Here is a 15,428-nt window from a genome sequence, read left to right on the forward strand (position 1 = left end):
CCAGTTTACCCGGTTTGCGGGCTTGCCAACCCATACGCGAAAAAGCAGCTCCCTTCCTATCGGAAAGGAGCTGCCCTATGAACCCCGATCATGCGCCCGTCTGCATCGCCAGCGATTGCTGCATCTCGTATTGGGTCATATAGAGTTTCTTATAGAGTCCGCCATGCTGCATCAGTTCTTCGTGCGAGCCCTGCTCGAATATTTGGCCGTCCTTCACGACGAGGATGATGTCCGCATCCCGAATGGTGGACAGCCGGTGCGCGATGATGAACGCCGTGCGTCCTTCCAGCACCGTCTGGAGCGCCGCTTGGATATGCTGCTCCGTCTCGGTATCGACGCTGGACGTCGCTTCGTCGAGAATCAGGATGCGCGGGTCCGACAGCAGCACCCGGCCGAAGGCGAGCAGCTGGCGCTGGCCGACGGACAGCTTGGAGCCGCGCTCCTCGACTTGCGTGGCGTACCCGTCCGCGAACTGCGAGGCGAAGTTGTCGATCCGGACGCTCTCCGCGGCGCGGCGCAGCGCCTCGTCCGAAGCGTCCTCGTTGCCGTAGCGCAAATTGTCCTCGATCGTGCCGGAGAAGATGAACGAGTCCTGCAGCACGATGCCCATCTGCCGACGGAGCGACTCCAGCGTGACCGCCGTCACGTCCTGGCCGTCGATCAGGATCCGGCCGCCCGTCGCGTCATAGAAACGCATGAGCAGATTGACGATCGTGCTCTTCCCGGCGCCCGTGGGCCCGACGAGCGCGACGCGCTGACCCGGCTTGATGCGGAGGTTGACGTTCCGCAGCACGTCCGGTTTATCCTCCGCATAGCGAAACGATACGTTGTCGAAGACGACCTCGCCCCGAATCCGTTTCATGTCCGCGGCGTCTTTGCGGTCCTTCACTTCCGGCTCGGTGTCCAGGATCTCGAAAATCCGTTCGGCCGAAGCCATCGCCGAGAGCACCTGGCTGTAGACTTTGGACAAGGCGCTGAGCGGTCCCCAGAACCGCCATAAGTAGTTGATGAACGCCATGATGAAGCCGAGCGTCAGCACCCCGTCCATGACGGAGCGCGCGCCGAACCAGAGCACGATGCACGTCCCGATCATGCCGATCATCTCGACCGACGGCCAGACCATCGACTCCAGCGTGATCGCCCGCATGAAGGCGTTCTTGTTGCGCGTGTTCAAGCGCTCGAACCGCCGGCTGTTCTCCCGCTGCCGGGAGAAAGCCTGGATGACGCGGATGCCCTGGATCGTTTCGTTCAGGTTGCCGTTGATCGCGGACATCGTCTTGCGCGAATGCGACCAGGAGCCTTCGATCTTCGGCTGCATCAAGCCGACGATCATATAGAGCAGCGGCAATGTAATGAAGGAAAGCAGCGCGAGCTTCCAGTCCATCCAGAGCAGGATCGCGACGATGCCCACCAGGTGGGTGAACTCCATGACCATCGTGATCAAGCCGCCGTTGACGAGCTCGCCGATCGCGTTCGTGTCGTTCGTGATCCGCGACATGATCTTCCCCGCCGGCCTGCCGTCGAAGAACCGGAACGACAAGGTCTGCAGGTGATTGAACAGCTGCTGGCGCAAGTCGAACAGGATGCGCTGTCCCGTGAAATTGATCATCTTGGTGTGCAGGTAGCCGAGCAGCCAGCCGATCGCCTTGGACCCCAGCAGCACGCCCCCGAGGATGTTGATGATCATGAAATCCTTCTCCATGATTCCATTGTCGATGATGTACCGGACGAGCAGCGGCTCCGCCAGGCTGAGTCCCATATTGAGCAGGACGATGACGATAACGAAGGATAATACCTTCCGGTACGGAAGCACGTAACGCAACAATCGTTTCAAATACGCGCGGTTAAACGGCTTTTCTTCGATCTCCTCGCCGGAATCCCATTCGACCTGGCTCACGTTCATCCCCCTCTATGATCTCGCGAATCATTAATTCTCTATCGTCATTAATAGCGTGAATGAATCAGCGCGAGGCGGCGGCTTCCTGCAGTTGGAACAGGTTCCGGAAGAAGCCCTCCTGCGCGAACAGCTCGCGGTGCGTCCCCTGCTGCACGATCCGGCCGCGGTCGAGCACGATGATGCGGTCCGCCCGCTTCACGGAAGACAGCCGCTGGGCGATGATGAACGTCGTGCGTCCCTTCATCACGTCCAGCAATTCCTCGTGGATCGCGGATTCCGTCGCCGTATCCACGCTTGCCGTCGCTTCGTCCAGGACGAGGATCGGCGGATCCATCAGGATCGCGCGCGCCAGCGCCACGCGCTGGCGCTGGCCGCCGGACAATCCGACGCCCCGTTCGCCGATGATCGTGTCGTAGCCGAACGGCATGCCTTCGATGAAGGCATGGATCTGCGCTTTGCCCGCCGCCCATTCGATCTGCGCCTGCGTCGCGTCCGGCACGCCGTACGCGATATTCTCGCGGATCGTCGCCGAGAAGAGAAACGTCTCCTGCGGCACGATGCCGATCTTCCGGCGAAGCCCGTCGAGCTCGTAATCCTTGACGTCCACGCCGTCGATGAGCAGCCTGCCCCGGCTGACGTCGTAGAACCGCGACATGAGCGCGATCAGGCTGCTCTTGCCGGAGCCGGTCGCGCCCAGCACGGCGACGACCTCGCCCTGCTTCACGCTGAGCGAGATATTCTCCAGCACGCCGGCGTCCTTCTGCGGATCCTGGTCCGCGAAATGGAACGCGACGCCGTCGAAGACCACGTTGCCTCGGATGCGGGCGACGTCCTCGCCCGCGTCCTTCCCGGCGGCGATATCGACGGGCGTATCCAGCACTTCGAATACGCGCGGAGCGGCCTTCATCGCCTGCTGCATGATGTTGATCTGCCAGCCGAGCATGTTGAGCGGCCAGATGATGCCCCAGGTGTACCATTGGAACGCCATGAACGTGCCGAAGGTCATCCCGTCCTTGGCGACGTACAGGGCGCCGAACCAAACCATCGTGACGAATACGATGCCCCCGTAGAAATTCATCAGCGGGAAGGCGCTCGCCTCCAGCTTGGCGCGTTCCATGTTGGTCGCGAAGTTGTCGTCGTTGCGCGCCTCGAACTTGCGCTGCTCGGCTTTCTCGCGCGCGAACGCCTTGACGACGCGGATCCCGGAGATGTTCTCCTGCAGCGTGGTCGTCAATTTCCCCATTTGCTCCCTGACCTGGCCCCATGCCGGACCGACCTTCTTGTTGAACCGGTACAGCGCGAACATCAGCAGCGGCACGGTCGCCATGCTAAGCAGCGTGACCTGCCATTGCATGGCCAGCATGAAGCCGATCGTCCCGACGAAGGTCAGCGCGCCCGTGAACATCGACATGGCGCCGAAACCGATGAAGTTCTTGAGCGATTCGATGTCGCCGGTCATCCTCGACATGAGCTGGCCGGTCTGCGCCTTGTCGTAGTAGCCGAACGACAGCCGCTGCAGATGGTCGTACATCTCTTCGCGGAGCTTGAACACGACGTTCTGCCCCACCAGCTCCTGCGACCGGCTCTGCATGTACATCGCGAAGCTCTTCGCGACTTGAATGCCGGAGAGCGCCAGCGTGAAGCCCAAGATCATGGTGACGTTTTTGTTCGCGATCCCCTTGTCGAACACTTCTTTGAGCAGCCAAGGCGCCACCAGGTCGACAAGCGTGCCGAACACCAGCAGCAGGGTCGACAGCACGACCCATTTCGCGCTTGGACGCAAATACTTCAGCAAGCGCAGCATTACGACGTTCATTGCCCGCACTCCTCCTTTATCAACGGCCGGTTCCGAAGGGACGACAACAAAAAAGGAGACTCCGAGCCGCATGGCTCAAAGTCTCCTTACACGCGCGGAACAGGGCAGCCGGTTACGGCTGTCTAGTGCGCAGCAAGAAGTCGGGCCGATGGATCGGATTCATTTTCGGCATGCGCACGTCATTCGCAAAATGAAGCATATCCATCGCCCTCCTTATCGTCGTTATCGTTCGTTGGAACATCCAAATCTTATCATCACTTCCAGCGGCATGCAAGAGGCTCCGCCGAAAAATATTGTTTATTTTAGGCGCATATTCGCAATATACCCATAAATACCCAAATGCGATAAATCCCTTACAGGTCGCGGGAAGATTCGAAATCGGCAGCGGTGATGCCCTGTTCCACCGCGAACTCGTAGTCCTCGATATCGTATACTTGCACGGGCACTTCCGCTTCCAGCAGCTTATCCTGGAATTCGAACTGATCCGACAGCAGCGGCACGCTCAGCTTCATGGAGGTCAGCAGCAGCTCCGTCTCGATCGGGTCGAAATATTCGCCGTACTGGGCGTTGTCCACCGCATGCACGACCGTGAACTGTACCATGTCGCTGAGCAGCAGCGGCGAGCTCTCGCGCCACGGCATTTGCAGCGAACGCTCGATCTTCTTGCGGTTGAACGGATCCTCGAAGAACGCGATCAGCTCCTGTATCTTGCTTTTCACGTGCTTATCGTCTTCCGGATCGTCCATGACGGGCTCCGTACCGTCCTTCATATCGTAAAGCTCCATAATCGTCGAATACGGCAAGACAAAATCGACCGGCCGGCTTGGCACGAGCAATTGACCATATGTTGCAACCATTACGGCTTCTATCACAAATCGCCGTCGCATTCTATCTCCCCCTTCAAGCAGCGTTAGCTTATTATACAACAAATTGTTCCCGCGGGCACATAGCCAAATGGTCGAATCCGCTCGCGCCGCGATCCTCCCCGCCGCGTAGCGGGCTGCGAGCGCCGGGCCGCGCGAATATGTTAGAATAATAGATATTCCCGTCGTTGGCCTCAAATGAACATTGGAGTTGATATCGTTATGCGCATGCCAGACGAGCGCGTCATCATCATCGGAGCCGGTCCCTGCGGGCTCGCCGCGGCGATCGAGCTGCAAGCGATCGGTCTCGAACCGCTCATCATCGAGAAACGGAACGTCGTCCATTCCATCTCGCAGTACCCGACGTACATGAATTTCTTCAGCACCCCGGTCAATCTCGAAATCGCCGACGTCCCGTTCACGACGGCGAACGAGAAGCCGTCGCGCCTGGAAGCGCTCAACTATTACCGCGGCATCGCGCTGCGGCGAAACGTGCGCATCCACGCCTACGAGACGGTCGAGGCCGTCGAGGCGCAGCCGGACGGCTCCTTCCTCCTGAGCAGCCGCGACCGCTTCGGGGAAGCCCGGCACTACCGAGCTGGCACCGTCATCGTCGCGACCGGCTATTTCGACCACCCCAACGTGCTGGGCATTCCGGGCGAAGAGATGGACAAGGTCACCCATTTCTTCCGCGAGGCGCATCCCTACACGGGCATGAAGGTCGCCATCATCGGCGGCAGCAATTCGGCCATCGACGCGGCGCTCGAGCTCGAACGCGTCGGCGCGGCGGTCACCGTCGTCTACCGCGGCGAGCAGTATTCGCCGAGCATCAAGCCCTGGGTTCGGCCGATCTTCGAGGGCCTCGTGAACAAAGGGCGAATCGGCATGCGCCTCGGCTCCCGGGTCGTGCGGATCGGCCCGCGCAGCGTCACGATCGAGCGCGCGGGAGAACGCGAAGAGCTGTCGAACGATTTCGTGCTGGCGCTGACCGGCTTCCATCCCGACCGCGCGTTCTTGAACGCCGTCGGCGTGACGATGGAACAGGAAGGCTTTCCGACCTTCGACGACGAGACGATGGAGAGCAACGTCCCGGGCATCTACTTGGCCGGCGTCGTCGCCTCGCGCCACGAAGCGAACGAAATCTTCATCGAATCCGGCCGTTTCCACGGGCGCAAGATCGCCGCGCATCTGATCCGCTCGGGCAAGGTCCCTTCCCGTTCGCAAGCATAAAGGCTTTGATTCCGGCGCCGCCCTTCGGCTGCGGGAATCAAAGCCTTTTTGGCGAGGAGCGCCGGGCGCTACAGGCTCGCGATGGGCCGGACGCCGTCGGCGTCGGCGCCCGTGCAGGTGATGACGGTCGCTATCTTCTGCAGCCGGATGTATTCGTTGTTCGCGAGCTCCGTTCGGAAATACGCGAACATGTACGCCGCCTCCATAAAGGACAGGCCCGGGTAAACGGCGATATTTTGATTGGAATACGGGTTGTCGAGCAGCACCTGCCACTCCCCTTCGCGGTCCCGCTTCGGAACGTCCCGGAAGATCTCGGCCTTCGTGCGGACGATGCCGCCGTATTCGCCCCATATGTACGTCCAAGACGGACTGATCCGCCCCGGCTCCGGAACGGCTTCCATCGCCCGCGCGAGCAGGGAGGCGGCCGTATCGCAGTCCGCTTCCTCGTAAGTCCGGAGATAGTGCCGGAACTCGTCCAAAAATCGCCTCATCGGCGTGAAGCCCGCCCGGCGCAGCGATTCCCCGAACGTCTCGGCGTCGCCGGCCGAACGCAATTCCCGCAAACGCGCGAAATAATCCTCCTGATCAGCAACATGCATGGTTTCCCGACCTCCCGCAGTTATGCGCTCTAGCTTCTGATGACGGCGATCGTCCCGTCGGATTGGAGAAGCAGCCTGCGTCCGCGGTCGTTGTTCAGCTTGACGTTGAACAACTTGAGCCGCTCCTCCCCGACCTCCAGCGCGTCCCAGCCGGAATCGTCCTCGTATCCGGCCAGCGCCAGCGCCGACGCGGACTCCTCCTCCGCCTTCTCGTTATCGTCCCACCGGAGCGCGCCATAATATGCGAAATCGTAAACGTTCTTCAACATGCCGCATGCGATCTCCCCGGAGACCCGGTGACGCAAAACGGTTGGCATGCGAGGCCACTCCTTTCATCGGGAATCGTCCGATCCCCGCCTCTAGCCCGCTATAACGAAACAAGGCCCGGCACTTGCGACGCCGCGCCTCGTTCGTGTTTCGAGCCGATTAGATTAGAGATACATATTCTCGTGCTTCGCCTTCAGGCGCTGCCAGCGGCGCTCCACTTCGTCCTCGAACGACTTGAGCGCTTCGGCGTATTCCGGACGGGTCATGTGCTTCGTCTTGCCCATGTTCTTGAGCCAGTCGCCGAGCGGGATGCGCTTGCCTTTGTCTTCCGGATTGTAGGTGATCGTCGTGACGCCTTCTTCCACCTCGTACATCGGGAAGAAGCAGGTGTTGACCGCTTCGTCGATCAAGGTCTGCCCGATTTTCTCCTCGGACAGCCAGTTGAGCGGACAGGAAATGAGAATCTTCCCGTAGACGAGACCGACGTTCTGCGCATAATACTGCGCTTTCGCCGCTTTGCGCAGCAAATCCTGCGGCAGCGATTCCGATCCGGTGAACACGTACGGGATGTTCGTGGCCGCCATGATTTGCGCCGTGTCTTTATGATGGAACAGCTTGCCGCCCTGATGCTTGCCGACGTTCGACGTCGACGTCCGGTGACCGAGCGGCGTCGAATAAGACAACTGCGCGCCCGTGTTCATGTAGCCTTCGTTATCGTACTCGAGAATGATCATTTTATGGTTGCGCAGCGCGCTGCCGATCGCCGGGCCCATGCCGATGTCCATGCCGCCGTCGCCGGTGATCATGACGAACGTGAAATCGTCCTTCAGGCCGTATTGGTCCAGCTCGCCGCGGCGCTTGCGCTCCCAGAACATCTCGACGACGCCGGACAGCGTGGCCGCGCCGTTCTGGAACAGATTATGAATGTATGTCGCCTTATGCGAGGAATAAGGGAAGCCCGTCGTAACGACCATCGCGCAGCCCGTCTGGTAGAGCGCCACGATATCGCCCTCGATGCCCTTGAAGAACAGCTCGAGCCCGGAGAAAATGCCGCAGCCCGGACAGGCGCCGTGACCCGGCGCCAACCGCTTCGGCTTCTTGGTCAGTTGGCGGACCGGCGGCACCTTGACCTTCAGCTTGCCGGTCGCCTCGTCGCGGTCGACCGTGATCAGGCCGGTCTTCAGGTCCTCGTACCGCAGCGGCTCGAGCACGCGCTTCGGCGCTTTCTCGGGATCGCCGGGCGTGTGGCCCCAATAATCGAACGGCACGTCGACCTTGCCGGCGTTCGCGGCTTCGATGGCGAGCTCGAACAGATGATGGCCGTCCTCGGCATAGAAGTCTTTGCCGCCGAGGCCGTATATCCGGCTGATGACGAGCGTGTCCTTCGCGCCGTGCGTGAACAGCGCCGCCTTGATCTCGTTCGTCATGTTGCCGCCGTGGCCGCCGTAGGAATCGGCGCGGTCGCCGACCGTGACGGCTTTCACGCCGCGAAGCGCCTCCGCGATCTCCTTCGCCGGGAAGGGGCGGATGATGTTCGGCGCGACCGAGCCGGCCTTGATGCCCCTGGCGCGCAGCTGGTCGACCACGTCCTTGATGATCTCGGAAGCCGAGTTCATCAAGAACACCGCCACCTCGGCATCGTCCATCCGGTACTGATCGAGAATCGGATAGTCGCGGCCGGTCAGCGCGGCGTATTCCTGACGGATTCGGTCGAAAACTTCCGAAGCCTTGTACATGGCCATGGATTGCTGGTAGCAGTTGTTGATGTAGTCCGGCTCGTTCATGTACGGGCCGACGGTGATCGGATTGTTGCGGTCAAGCACGTGCTTGAATCCTTCGGGGGAGTGCTCGCCGACAAACGCATGCACGTCCGCGCGGTGCGCGAACGTCTGCACGCGCCGCTTCTGATGGGACGTGAAGTAGCCGTCCGACGCCACGAGCACCGGCAGCCTGACCTCCGGATCCTCCGCAAGCTTCAGCGCGATGATGTTCATGTCGTACACCGCCTGAGGGTCGCGGCACATCAAGATCGGCCAGCCGGTATTGAGGGCGAAGTACAGGTCGGAGTGATCGCCGTGAATGTCGAGCGGGCCCGATACGGAGCGGCAGACCAGGTTCATGACCATCGGGAAGCGCGTCCCCGACTGGACCGGCATTTGCTCCAGCATGTACAGGTAGCCGTTCGAGCTCGTCGCGTTGAATACCCGGCCGCCGGCGGCCGAAGCGCCGTAGCAAATCCCCGCGGAACCGTGCTCGCCGTCCGACGGAATGAGTTTGATGTCGTGCTGGCCGTTCGCTTTCATGAGATCGAGGAACTGCGCGACCTCCGTCGATGGCGATATCGGAAAATAACCCATAACGTGGTAGTTGATCTGATGTGCCGCATAGGCGGCCATTTCATTGCCCGACTCGTACACCATTCGCTGCTCGACCGTACCCGTGCTCACTTCTTTGTTGATTTCGATGGCCATGTAAAAGCTCCTCTCTTTCGTGCGCGGAAAACACGACGTTAATTCGCTGCTGCCCAATTAAATCTGTGCGCGACCCGGTGATCGTCGCCGTAGCCGTCCGTTTCGCGTTCGGAAACGAGCGCTTCGGTCGGACAGGCGACGACGCATTTCAAGCAACCCTTGCAATATTGATAATCGATGCCCTGCAGGAACATCTGCGGGCGTCCCTTCTTGTCCGGCTGTTCGTCCCAGACGAAGCAGAAATCCGGGCAGGCCGTGTCGCAAGCCGCGCAGTGGATGCATTTCTCCTCGTCGAAATGCGGCATCATGCCTTGGCGCGAGATGCTCAGGTCCTTCAGCACGCTGTTGCCGGGGTTGACGATCATGCCTCCGAGCGGCTGCGTCTGGTAGCCGAGGGCCGGAATGTCCCAGCGCGTCGGCTGCGGCATCGCGATCCCCTCGGGCAGCGCGAACGTCTGGAATTGCACCTCGTCGTAGCCGCGCTGGAAGGTGCGCAGCGCCGGATCGACCGCCTGCGGGTATTTCTTCTCCAGCGATTTGCGGATAATGCCCTTCATATGTTCGAAATCCAGGAAGTCGCAAAGCCGGAACAAGCCTCCGAGCATCGCCATGTTGACGCGGTTGTTTTCTTCGAGCGCGATCCCTGTCGCATCGACGACGGCCAACGTGCCGGCGGACAGCTTGATTTTCTCCTTCAGCTGCTCCGTCGTTTTGGAGGAATTGACCAAGACGACGCTGTCCGCGTAAATCCCGCTGATGACGTTGACCGTCTTGGACAGGTTTTCGTGGAAGACGCCGACGATATGCGGTCGTTCGACCGGCGTCGTATCGCGGATATTCGTCTCCAAATCGCAAAACCGGATATGCGCCTTGACCGGCGAACCCTTCTTCTCCGACCCGTAAGAAGAGAAGCTCACCCCGTTGAAACCGCTTCCAACTACGCCCGCCTCAGCTAACATTTTCCCGGCCAGGTTGGCCCCCAGCCCGCCGATCGATTCCAGTCGAATTTCAAAGAATCCCAGGTCATTCTGCTTTGGAAGTATTGCCACTTGCTCCACTCCCTTCCCGAATTAACTGAATACTTTTTATTTTCACAACAGTCAGTATATCACTAGTGCGGGGCGGCGAATAGCGTTTATTTCCAGAACAGGGAATGAAAAAGAGTAATACAGCCAATTTGTCCGTTCAGCTGTGATAGTACAGCTTGTCCGCGGCCGGGGAACAAGGCTGGAACAGCGGGGTCCCGCCTTGTCGAACCGCGATTTACGGCGCACTGCGCTTGCGTTGATGCTGTCTCAGTTCGCGCCAGCCGATCCGGATGATGCTTTCTTGCCGAAGCGCCTCCTGCACCTCCGCGTCGCGGAAAATATCAAGCTCCATTCCCCGGCGAAGCGGTTCGCCGTGAAAGGCGGCCAGCTCGTCGGTGACGAAGGACGGATGGATGATGATCTCCGTCACCCCCGGCTTCAAGCGTTTGATGAGCGCGATCATCTGCGCTTTGAACTGCGCGTAGGTTTCCTTGGGGGCGGCGCGAAACGGCAGGCCCACGAGATAATCCAGCACCAGCACCCCTTTGCGCGCGGCCGCTTCCGCCTGCTTCATGGCCTGGCCCGCAAGCTCGGGCGGCGCCGGCATGCCGCTTTCGAGCAGCAGGTACCGCGGCAGCCGGAACGGAAGTCCGTAATGGGCGCAGGCGTCGAACGTCTCGCTCAGGAAATCCCTTCCCGTCTGCAGGCCGTACAGGCTGCCCATGTGATTGTCGGCATGCGTGACGTCGATGCCGAGCGTCAGCGCCATTTCGATCTGCGCGGCGATTTCCTGCTTTACCTGACCGGCTTCCGCGCGCCGCTCGAACGTCTTGGCGTCCTTGTGAAAATAACCTTCCGCCGTCGTCAACGATTGCGACGGGCCGCCGCGGTACACCGGTCCCCATTTCATCGCGTCCCATTCGCTCGTAAACGTCAGATGCACCCCGACGTCGAGACGGGAATGCGAAGCGCTCCACTGCGCGGCTTCCCGCGCCCACGCGCAGGGCATCATGATCGTGGTTGACGATACCGTCCGTTCCTCCATGAGCTTCTGAATCCCGCCATTGGTCGAATGGCAAACCCCGAAATCGTCCGCGTTAATGATCAAGAGGCGGTCCTTCGGCCCGTAGCCGAGCTGCTCGGCCGTGCTTTTCATCTATGCTTTCCCCTCCTGCGGCGCCTCCCAAAGCGGCGGCACGTTATGCTTCATCATGTAACATTTATATGACAAAAGCCCGGCGGATCATTCTTTATCGCAAAGAATGATCCGCCGGGCTTGGCCGCAGCGCTTATTAAATGGCAGCCTGCCGCTCGGCCATCGCCGCGAACAGGACATCCAATTGACGACGATGGCGGTCGATCCATCCGCACGCGAACGACACGCGCTCGGTCTCTCTTAGCCATACGCGCTCGGGATCCAAGCCTTCCGCCAGTCGTCCGGCGAAGTGCAGCCAAACGTCCATCAAGCGCAGCTGCATCAGGTCCGGCAGCAGCCGGATCTCATCCGCGCCGAGGCCTGCCTTCGACCCGTAACCGCGGCAAAACCGCCTCATCCGATTCATTGCCAGCGCATCGTCCTCGCCGGGAAATTCGGCCAGCACGACCGCCGGCTCCATGGCCCTGGCATCGACCGCGCAGAACTCGAAGTCCAACAGACCGGCGATCGCATCGCCGTCCGCGAGCGCGTTCGCGAATACGATATCGCCGTGAATCCACTGCTGCGGGAGCTCCTTGAACCGTTCGGTTAATGCCGTTAACCGCCGTCTCGTTTCCAGCAGCGACGCTGCTTTCGCGGCTTGTTCCGCCAGCTTGGGCGACGATTCGCACAACGTCTTGACCGACGCTTCGTTCATCGCGGCATGCGTATTCTCGAAGTCGTAATACGGCTTGTACGCCGGCGCAAGACGCGCGTCCGGGTTCAAGGCGGCAAGCGCGAGCGTCAATTCGCCCGCCGCCCGGCCCAAGCCCTCGACATGCGCGCCGGATTCGGGCGAAGGACGCTGACCGGCGATGTAGCCGAATACCGCGGCGAGCTTCCCGTCCGGCGCTTCCGTGATCGTCGCGCCATCCCGGTTGGACACGGGCGCCGGGACTCGAAAGGAAAGATCCGCCCGCTGCAGCTCCGACAGTATCGCATGCTCGGTGCCCGCGATCTCGCGGTCGCGGTGATTGTCGTACACGCGGAGCACGTAGCGCTCTTCGCCGGCATAGATCATCCGGGTCGTATTGTTCATGCCCGTTTCTTCCAGCTCGATGCGCAGCGGCTGCCGCAGCGCGTAACGGCCGGCGATCGCGGCAAAATCACTTATCCGTTCCGTCATCTCGGACCGCCATCCTCCTTCATTCGGCCGCGTCGTCCAGCTTGGACAATCGTTTGGCGAGCGTGTGCCGCCAGCTCTCGGAAAGCTCGGGTACGCCGAGCAGCTTGACGATTCCGTCGCGGTCCCGCTGGTCCCGGTGCATGACGCGGTTCGCTTCCGCCACGCTGACGCCCGATTCATGGCGCTTCCGCAGCGTCAATACATCCCCCTGCGCGACGGCGCCTTCCTTCAGCACGCGGAAATAAAACCCCGTAAAGCCGGTCTGCTGCACGTCCAGCTGCAACGACGGCAGGCCGTGCTTCATGCCAAGCTTGTAACACGGCTGCCGCGGCTGGCTAACCTGCAGCAGGGCTTGTCCGACGGCAACGACGTCGCCGATGCACAGCGAATGCTCCGTCAGCGCCGACACGGTGAAATTCTCGCCGAAGTCGCCCGCCGACACGGGACGCCCCCATTGCTCCGCCCAATAAGGAAAATGGACGGCGCTGTAGACGCATATCGCTTTATCGACGCCGCCGTGGTAGACGAGATCGCCCTGCGCGTCGCCGCTCAGGCCCGTCGCGCTCAAGTCGAGCGAACCGGCGAACGGCTTTTTGTTGATGCCCGTGATGACTTCCTTGTTGCCGAACGGCACCGTTTCCAGCTTGGATACATTGAGCGACAATAACGTTCCGAGTTCCATTTCCCGACCTCCGGCTGTGCGTTTTATTACCGAAATTATACGCGCTGGGCGTAGGGTTGGCAACGTTTAACGGCATCAAACAGGCGGGAGCGCGCCGCGCGAACAGCCAGAATGCCACAGTGCGTGTCGAAAGCCCGCTGATCGTGTTGCTTTCTGCGCTTCCCCGGGAAATGATTGCGCATTGCGGACCGTTATTTCCCCGCCGGATGCCTTTCATTTCCCGGCTGGACGACGCTCATGCCAACCGCAAGCGGAGTCCATCATTGCGGAAATTTTCTTTCAATTCTGATACATTCGTCGATCGTTCGTCTGCTGAAGCGCATCGAGCCCACGATCTTGACGGGCGTTTTTCGTCTCAGGCTGCGCTGCGTCCTCTCGATGACGACCGCTCCTCCGAGCAGGCATGCGGCCACGGCGATGAGCGCGATCGGATTCAACAAGACGACCGCGAGCAGCCCGCTTCCCCCGAGCCAGCACGCCGTGACCGTGTCGATGCCGGTCCCGTATTTCCCCAAGGCCCACGGCCCGTTCAGCTTGTTTCGCTTTCGGGATCGCGGCTGCCCTCTTATCCCTCTGACGGTTGAATAGGCTTCCCTCAGCTTGCCGCTGATCGGGATGGCATAGGCTGCGTGCATGGCCGCGATGCTGATCAGGATCAGCTGAACGATCAGCGCTTGAAGCGAGGCGGGCGAAGCAGCGATCGCCAGCAGCAGCGCGATGCCTCCCGTCCCGATCGTTACCGTCAGCAGCGAATTCACCGGCGAACGGTACTGCTCCGAGACGGCTGCCAGCTTCCCCGCTGCAGGCACCGACTCGTCGCGCGCCATCGCGAAGAGCGTTCTCGAAGCGGACCCCATCGTCGACGCGCCGTTCGCCCATGCGAGCAGCGCGACGAGGACGAAGAACAGCACCGAGCACGCGGCCCCCCATCTCTCCCATACGACGACCAGCCAATCGCCGATTCCCGGCAAAGCCGTCAAGCCCTCCGCTCCGGTCTTGGCATGAACGGCGATGAACGCGAACAGGATAAAGCCGAAGATCGCCAGAGCGGCCGAAGACAAATAAATCGACCAAGGCACGGTGATGCGCGGATCTCTCGTCTCTTCGCCGGACTGCGCGCCTTCGCCGATGCCGAGAAACATCCGCTGCAGCAGCATCAGCCCCAAAAACCACCATGCATCGCTCCCGGCGGCCCCTTGCAGCGGGTTCCACTCCATCGCCGTGTAGGTCAGAATTTGAAACGGATATTCGCCCGGCCAGGCAACGGCGGCTAGAATCGCGAGGATGGCGACGAACAGCAGCAGTTGCACGCCGGCCGTCCAGAAGTGAAGCCGGCCGAGCGAGCGAAAGGCTCTGGCGTTAACCGCTGCCTGCGTAACGAACAGCATGACCAGCACGACGTAAAATAAACCCGTGCCGCCGGTATAACCCAGACGCCGTTCGATGTTCCGGCACATCCAGTCCGCGAGCCAGAGATTCATGGTTATGAGCATCGCGCCCGATCCGGCGAGGTGCAGCCAGCCGGACCATAATCCGGACCGCCGCCCTCCCGAAGCCAATGCCCAGTGGTAACAGCCTCCCGCCGTCGGTACCGCGGAGGCGAACGCCGCGACGGAACAGGCCGTGAGCAGGCCGAACAAGCCGAGCACGGGCCATCCGAACCCGATGACCGCCGGCCCGCCGGAAGCGATGGCCGGCCCGAGCAGAAACACGGCCCCGCCGATCAGCGGCAAGGACGAGAACGACAATCCGAACGACGACAGCCCGCCCATATGCCTGGTCAGCTGCTGCGGGAATCCCAAGCCGTTCAAGTCGTGCTTGTCGCGCATATAACGAACATAGGCGGTATGCTCATAAAGCGACTGATGGAGCGACCGCTTCATGTTCCCTTCCGCGACCCGCGCCAAGAAGAGCGACAGCCCGCATACCGCGGCAAAAACCGCGCAACCCATCCACAGCAGAATCATGCCTTCACCTCCTATTTGACTTTATGAGGCATCCCAATGCCTCAGCACACGCATAGGGAAAAAGCCGCCGCTGGCTTCGGCTTCCCCCGCTTCTTATCCCGGAGCCCCGGATCGAGCGAACTCATCCGGTACTTTGGCGGGAGTCCAGGAACGAGCGGCCGCTGCTAATTGCCCGGGAGTCCAGCATCGAACGGTCGCTGCCATCCGCGCTTCCTTCTCCCGCGCAGGACCAGCGAAGCCATGCCGCGGCGTCCGCGATACATGCGCGGATCGATTCCGCGCCTCTT

The 15,428-nt window shown here is 61.0% G+C and carries 12 protein-coding genes; 1 reads left to right on the forward strand and 11 read right to left on the reverse strand.

All coding sequences use genetic code 11. The features are described from left to right. Nucleotides 1-88 precede the first annotated feature (88 nt). The 3 genes from GT019_RS06065 to GT019_RS06075 all read right to left on the reverse strand — a co-directional run bounded on the left by GT019_RS06065 (nucleotide 89) and on the right by GT019_RS06075 (nucleotide 4,600). Nucleotides 89-1,897 carry an ABC transporter ATP-binding protein gene (locus tag GT019_RS06065; protein ID WP_161741879.1) on the reverse strand — a complete coding sequence of 603 codons (1,809 nt, stop codon included), beginning with the start codon at nucleotides 1,895-1,897 and terminating at the stop codon, nucleotides 89-91. 64 nt (nucleotides 1,898-1,961) lie between these two features. Then, nucleotides 1,962-3,713, reverse strand: a complete 1,752-nt coding sequence (locus GT019_RS06070; RefSeq protein WP_161741881.1) for an ABC transporter ATP-binding protein — start codon at nucleotides 3,711-3,713, stop codon at nucleotides 1,962-1,964. A gap of 353 nt (nucleotides 3,714-4,066) precedes the next feature. Continuing rightward, a complete protein-coding gene (locus tag GT019_RS06075; RefSeq protein ID WP_161741883.1) occupies nucleotides 4,067-4,600 on the reverse strand; it encodes an ADP-heptose synthase in 534 nt (177 codons plus the stop codon). A 204-nt stretch (nucleotides 4,601-4,804) separates the two neighbouring features. Here GT019_RS06075 and GT019_RS06080 point away from each other — a divergent pair, with 204 nt between their 5' ends. Then, nucleotides 4,805-5,806: a YpdA family putative bacillithiol disulfide reductase gene (locus GT019_RS06080; RefSeq protein WP_161742157.1), complete on the forward strand. Its 1,002-nt coding sequence runs from the start codon at nucleotides 4,805-4,807 to the stop codon at nucleotides 5,804-5,806. 68 nt (nucleotides 5,807-5,874) lie between these two features. Here the strand turns inward: GT019_RS06080 and GT019_RS06085 are convergent, their stop codons facing one another. The 8 genes from GT019_RS06085 to GT019_RS06120 all read right to left on the reverse strand — a co-directional run bounded on the left by GT019_RS06085 (nucleotide 5,875) and on the right by GT019_RS06120 (nucleotide 15,141). Beyond that, nucleotides 5,875-6,405: a hypothetical protein gene (locus tag GT019_RS06085; RefSeq protein ID WP_161741884.1), complete on the reverse strand. Its 531-nt coding sequence runs from the start codon at nucleotides 6,403-6,405 to the stop codon at nucleotides 5,875-5,877. A 29-nt stretch (nucleotides 6,406-6,434) separates the two neighbouring features. Then, nucleotides 6,435-6,722: a hypothetical protein gene (locus GT019_RS06090; protein ID WP_161741886.1), complete on the reverse strand. Its 288-nt coding sequence runs from the start codon at nucleotides 6,720-6,722 to the stop codon at nucleotides 6,435-6,437. 114 nt (nucleotides 6,723-6,836) lie between these two features. Continuing rightward, the gene (locus GT019_RS06095; RefSeq protein WP_161741888.1) at nucleotides 6,837-9,143 is read right to left on the reverse strand and encodes a thiamine pyrophosphate-dependent enzyme; all 2,307 of its coding nucleotides are present in this window, start codon (nucleotides 9,141-9,143) and stop codon (nucleotides 6,837-6,839) included. Nucleotides 9,144-9,181: 38 nt separating this feature from the next. Then, nucleotides 9,182-10,192: a 2-oxoacid:acceptor oxidoreductase family protein gene (locus tag GT019_RS06100; protein WP_161741890.1), complete on the reverse strand. Its 1,011-nt coding sequence runs from the start codon at nucleotides 10,190-10,192 to the stop codon at nucleotides 9,182-9,184. Between the two features lie 214 nt (nucleotides 10,193-10,406). Further along, the gene (locus GT019_RS06105; protein ID WP_161741892.1) at nucleotides 10,407-11,327 is read right to left on the reverse strand and encodes a polysaccharide deacetylase family protein; all 921 of its coding nucleotides are present in this window, start codon (nucleotides 11,325-11,327) and stop codon (nucleotides 10,407-10,409) included. A 136-nt stretch (nucleotides 11,328-11,463) separates the two neighbouring features. Beyond that, nucleotides 11,464-12,492 (reverse strand): phosphotransferase, encoded by a 1,029-nt coding sequence (locus GT019_RS06110; protein WP_161741894.1) that lies wholly within the window; start codon nucleotides 12,490-12,492, stop codon nucleotides 11,464-11,466. A 19-nt stretch (nucleotides 12,493-12,511) separates the two neighbouring features. After that, nucleotides 12,512-13,174, reverse strand: coding sequence for an MOSC domain-containing protein (locus tag GT019_RS06115; RefSeq protein WP_161741896.1), 663 nt, complete (start codon nucleotides 13,172-13,174; stop codon nucleotides 12,512-12,514). Between the two features lie 260 nt (nucleotides 13,175-13,434). Then, nucleotides 13,435-15,141 (reverse strand): APC family permease, encoded by a 1,707-nt coding sequence (locus tag GT019_RS06120; RefSeq protein ID WP_161741898.1) that lies wholly within the window; start codon nucleotides 15,139-15,141, stop codon nucleotides 13,435-13,437. Between the last annotated feature and the right edge of the window lie 287 nt (nucleotides 15,142-15,428).

The organism is Paenibacillus glycinis (genome assembly GCF_009909185.1).
In the GTDB taxonomy this organism is placed as follows: Bacteria; Bacillota; Bacilli; order Paenibacillales; family Paenibacillaceae; genus Paenibacillus_Z; species Paenibacillus_Z glycinis.

Excerpts from the sequence above, each read along its gene's own strand:
- GT019_RS06120 (WP_161741898.1), bottom strand. The coding sequence starts at position 15,141 with ATGATTCTGCTGTGGATGGGTTGCGCGGTTTTTGCCGCGGTATGCGGG.
- GT019_RS06070 (WP_161741881.1), bottom strand. The coding sequence starts at position 3,713 with ATGAACGTCGTAATGCTGCGCTTGCTGAAGTATTTGCGTCCAAGCGCG.
- GT019_RS06080 (WP_161742157.1), top strand. The coding sequence starts at position 4,805 with ATGCCAGACGAGCGCGTCATCATCATCGGAGCCGGTCCCTGCGGGCTC.
- GT019_RS06115 (WP_161741896.1), bottom strand. The coding sequence starts at position 13,174 with ATGGAACTCGGAACGTTATTGTCGCTCAATGTATCCAAGCTGGAAACG.
- GT019_RS06075 (WP_161741883.1), bottom strand. The coding sequence starts at position 4,600 with ATGCGACGGCGATTTGTGATAGAAGCCGTAATGGTTGCAACATATGGT.
- GT019_RS06090 (WP_161741886.1), bottom strand. The coding sequence starts at position 6,722 with ATGCCAACCGTTTTGCGTCACCGGGTCTCCGGGGAGATCGCATGCGGC.
- GT019_RS06105 (WP_161741892.1), bottom strand. The coding sequence starts at position 11,327 with ATGAAAAGCACGGCCGAGCAGCTCGGCTACGGGCCGAAGGACCGCCTC.
- GT019_RS06110 (WP_161741894.1), bottom strand. The coding sequence starts at position 12,492 with ATGACGGAACGGATAAGTGATTTTGCCGCGATCGCCGGCCGTTACGCG.
- GT019_RS06085 (WP_161741884.1), bottom strand. The coding sequence starts at position 6,405 with ATGCATGTTGCTGATCAGGAGGATTATTTCGCGCGTTTGCGGGAATTG.
- GT019_RS06095 (WP_161741888.1), bottom strand. The coding sequence starts at position 9,143 with ATGGCCATCGAAATCAACAAAGAAGTGAGCACGGGTACGGTCGAGCAG.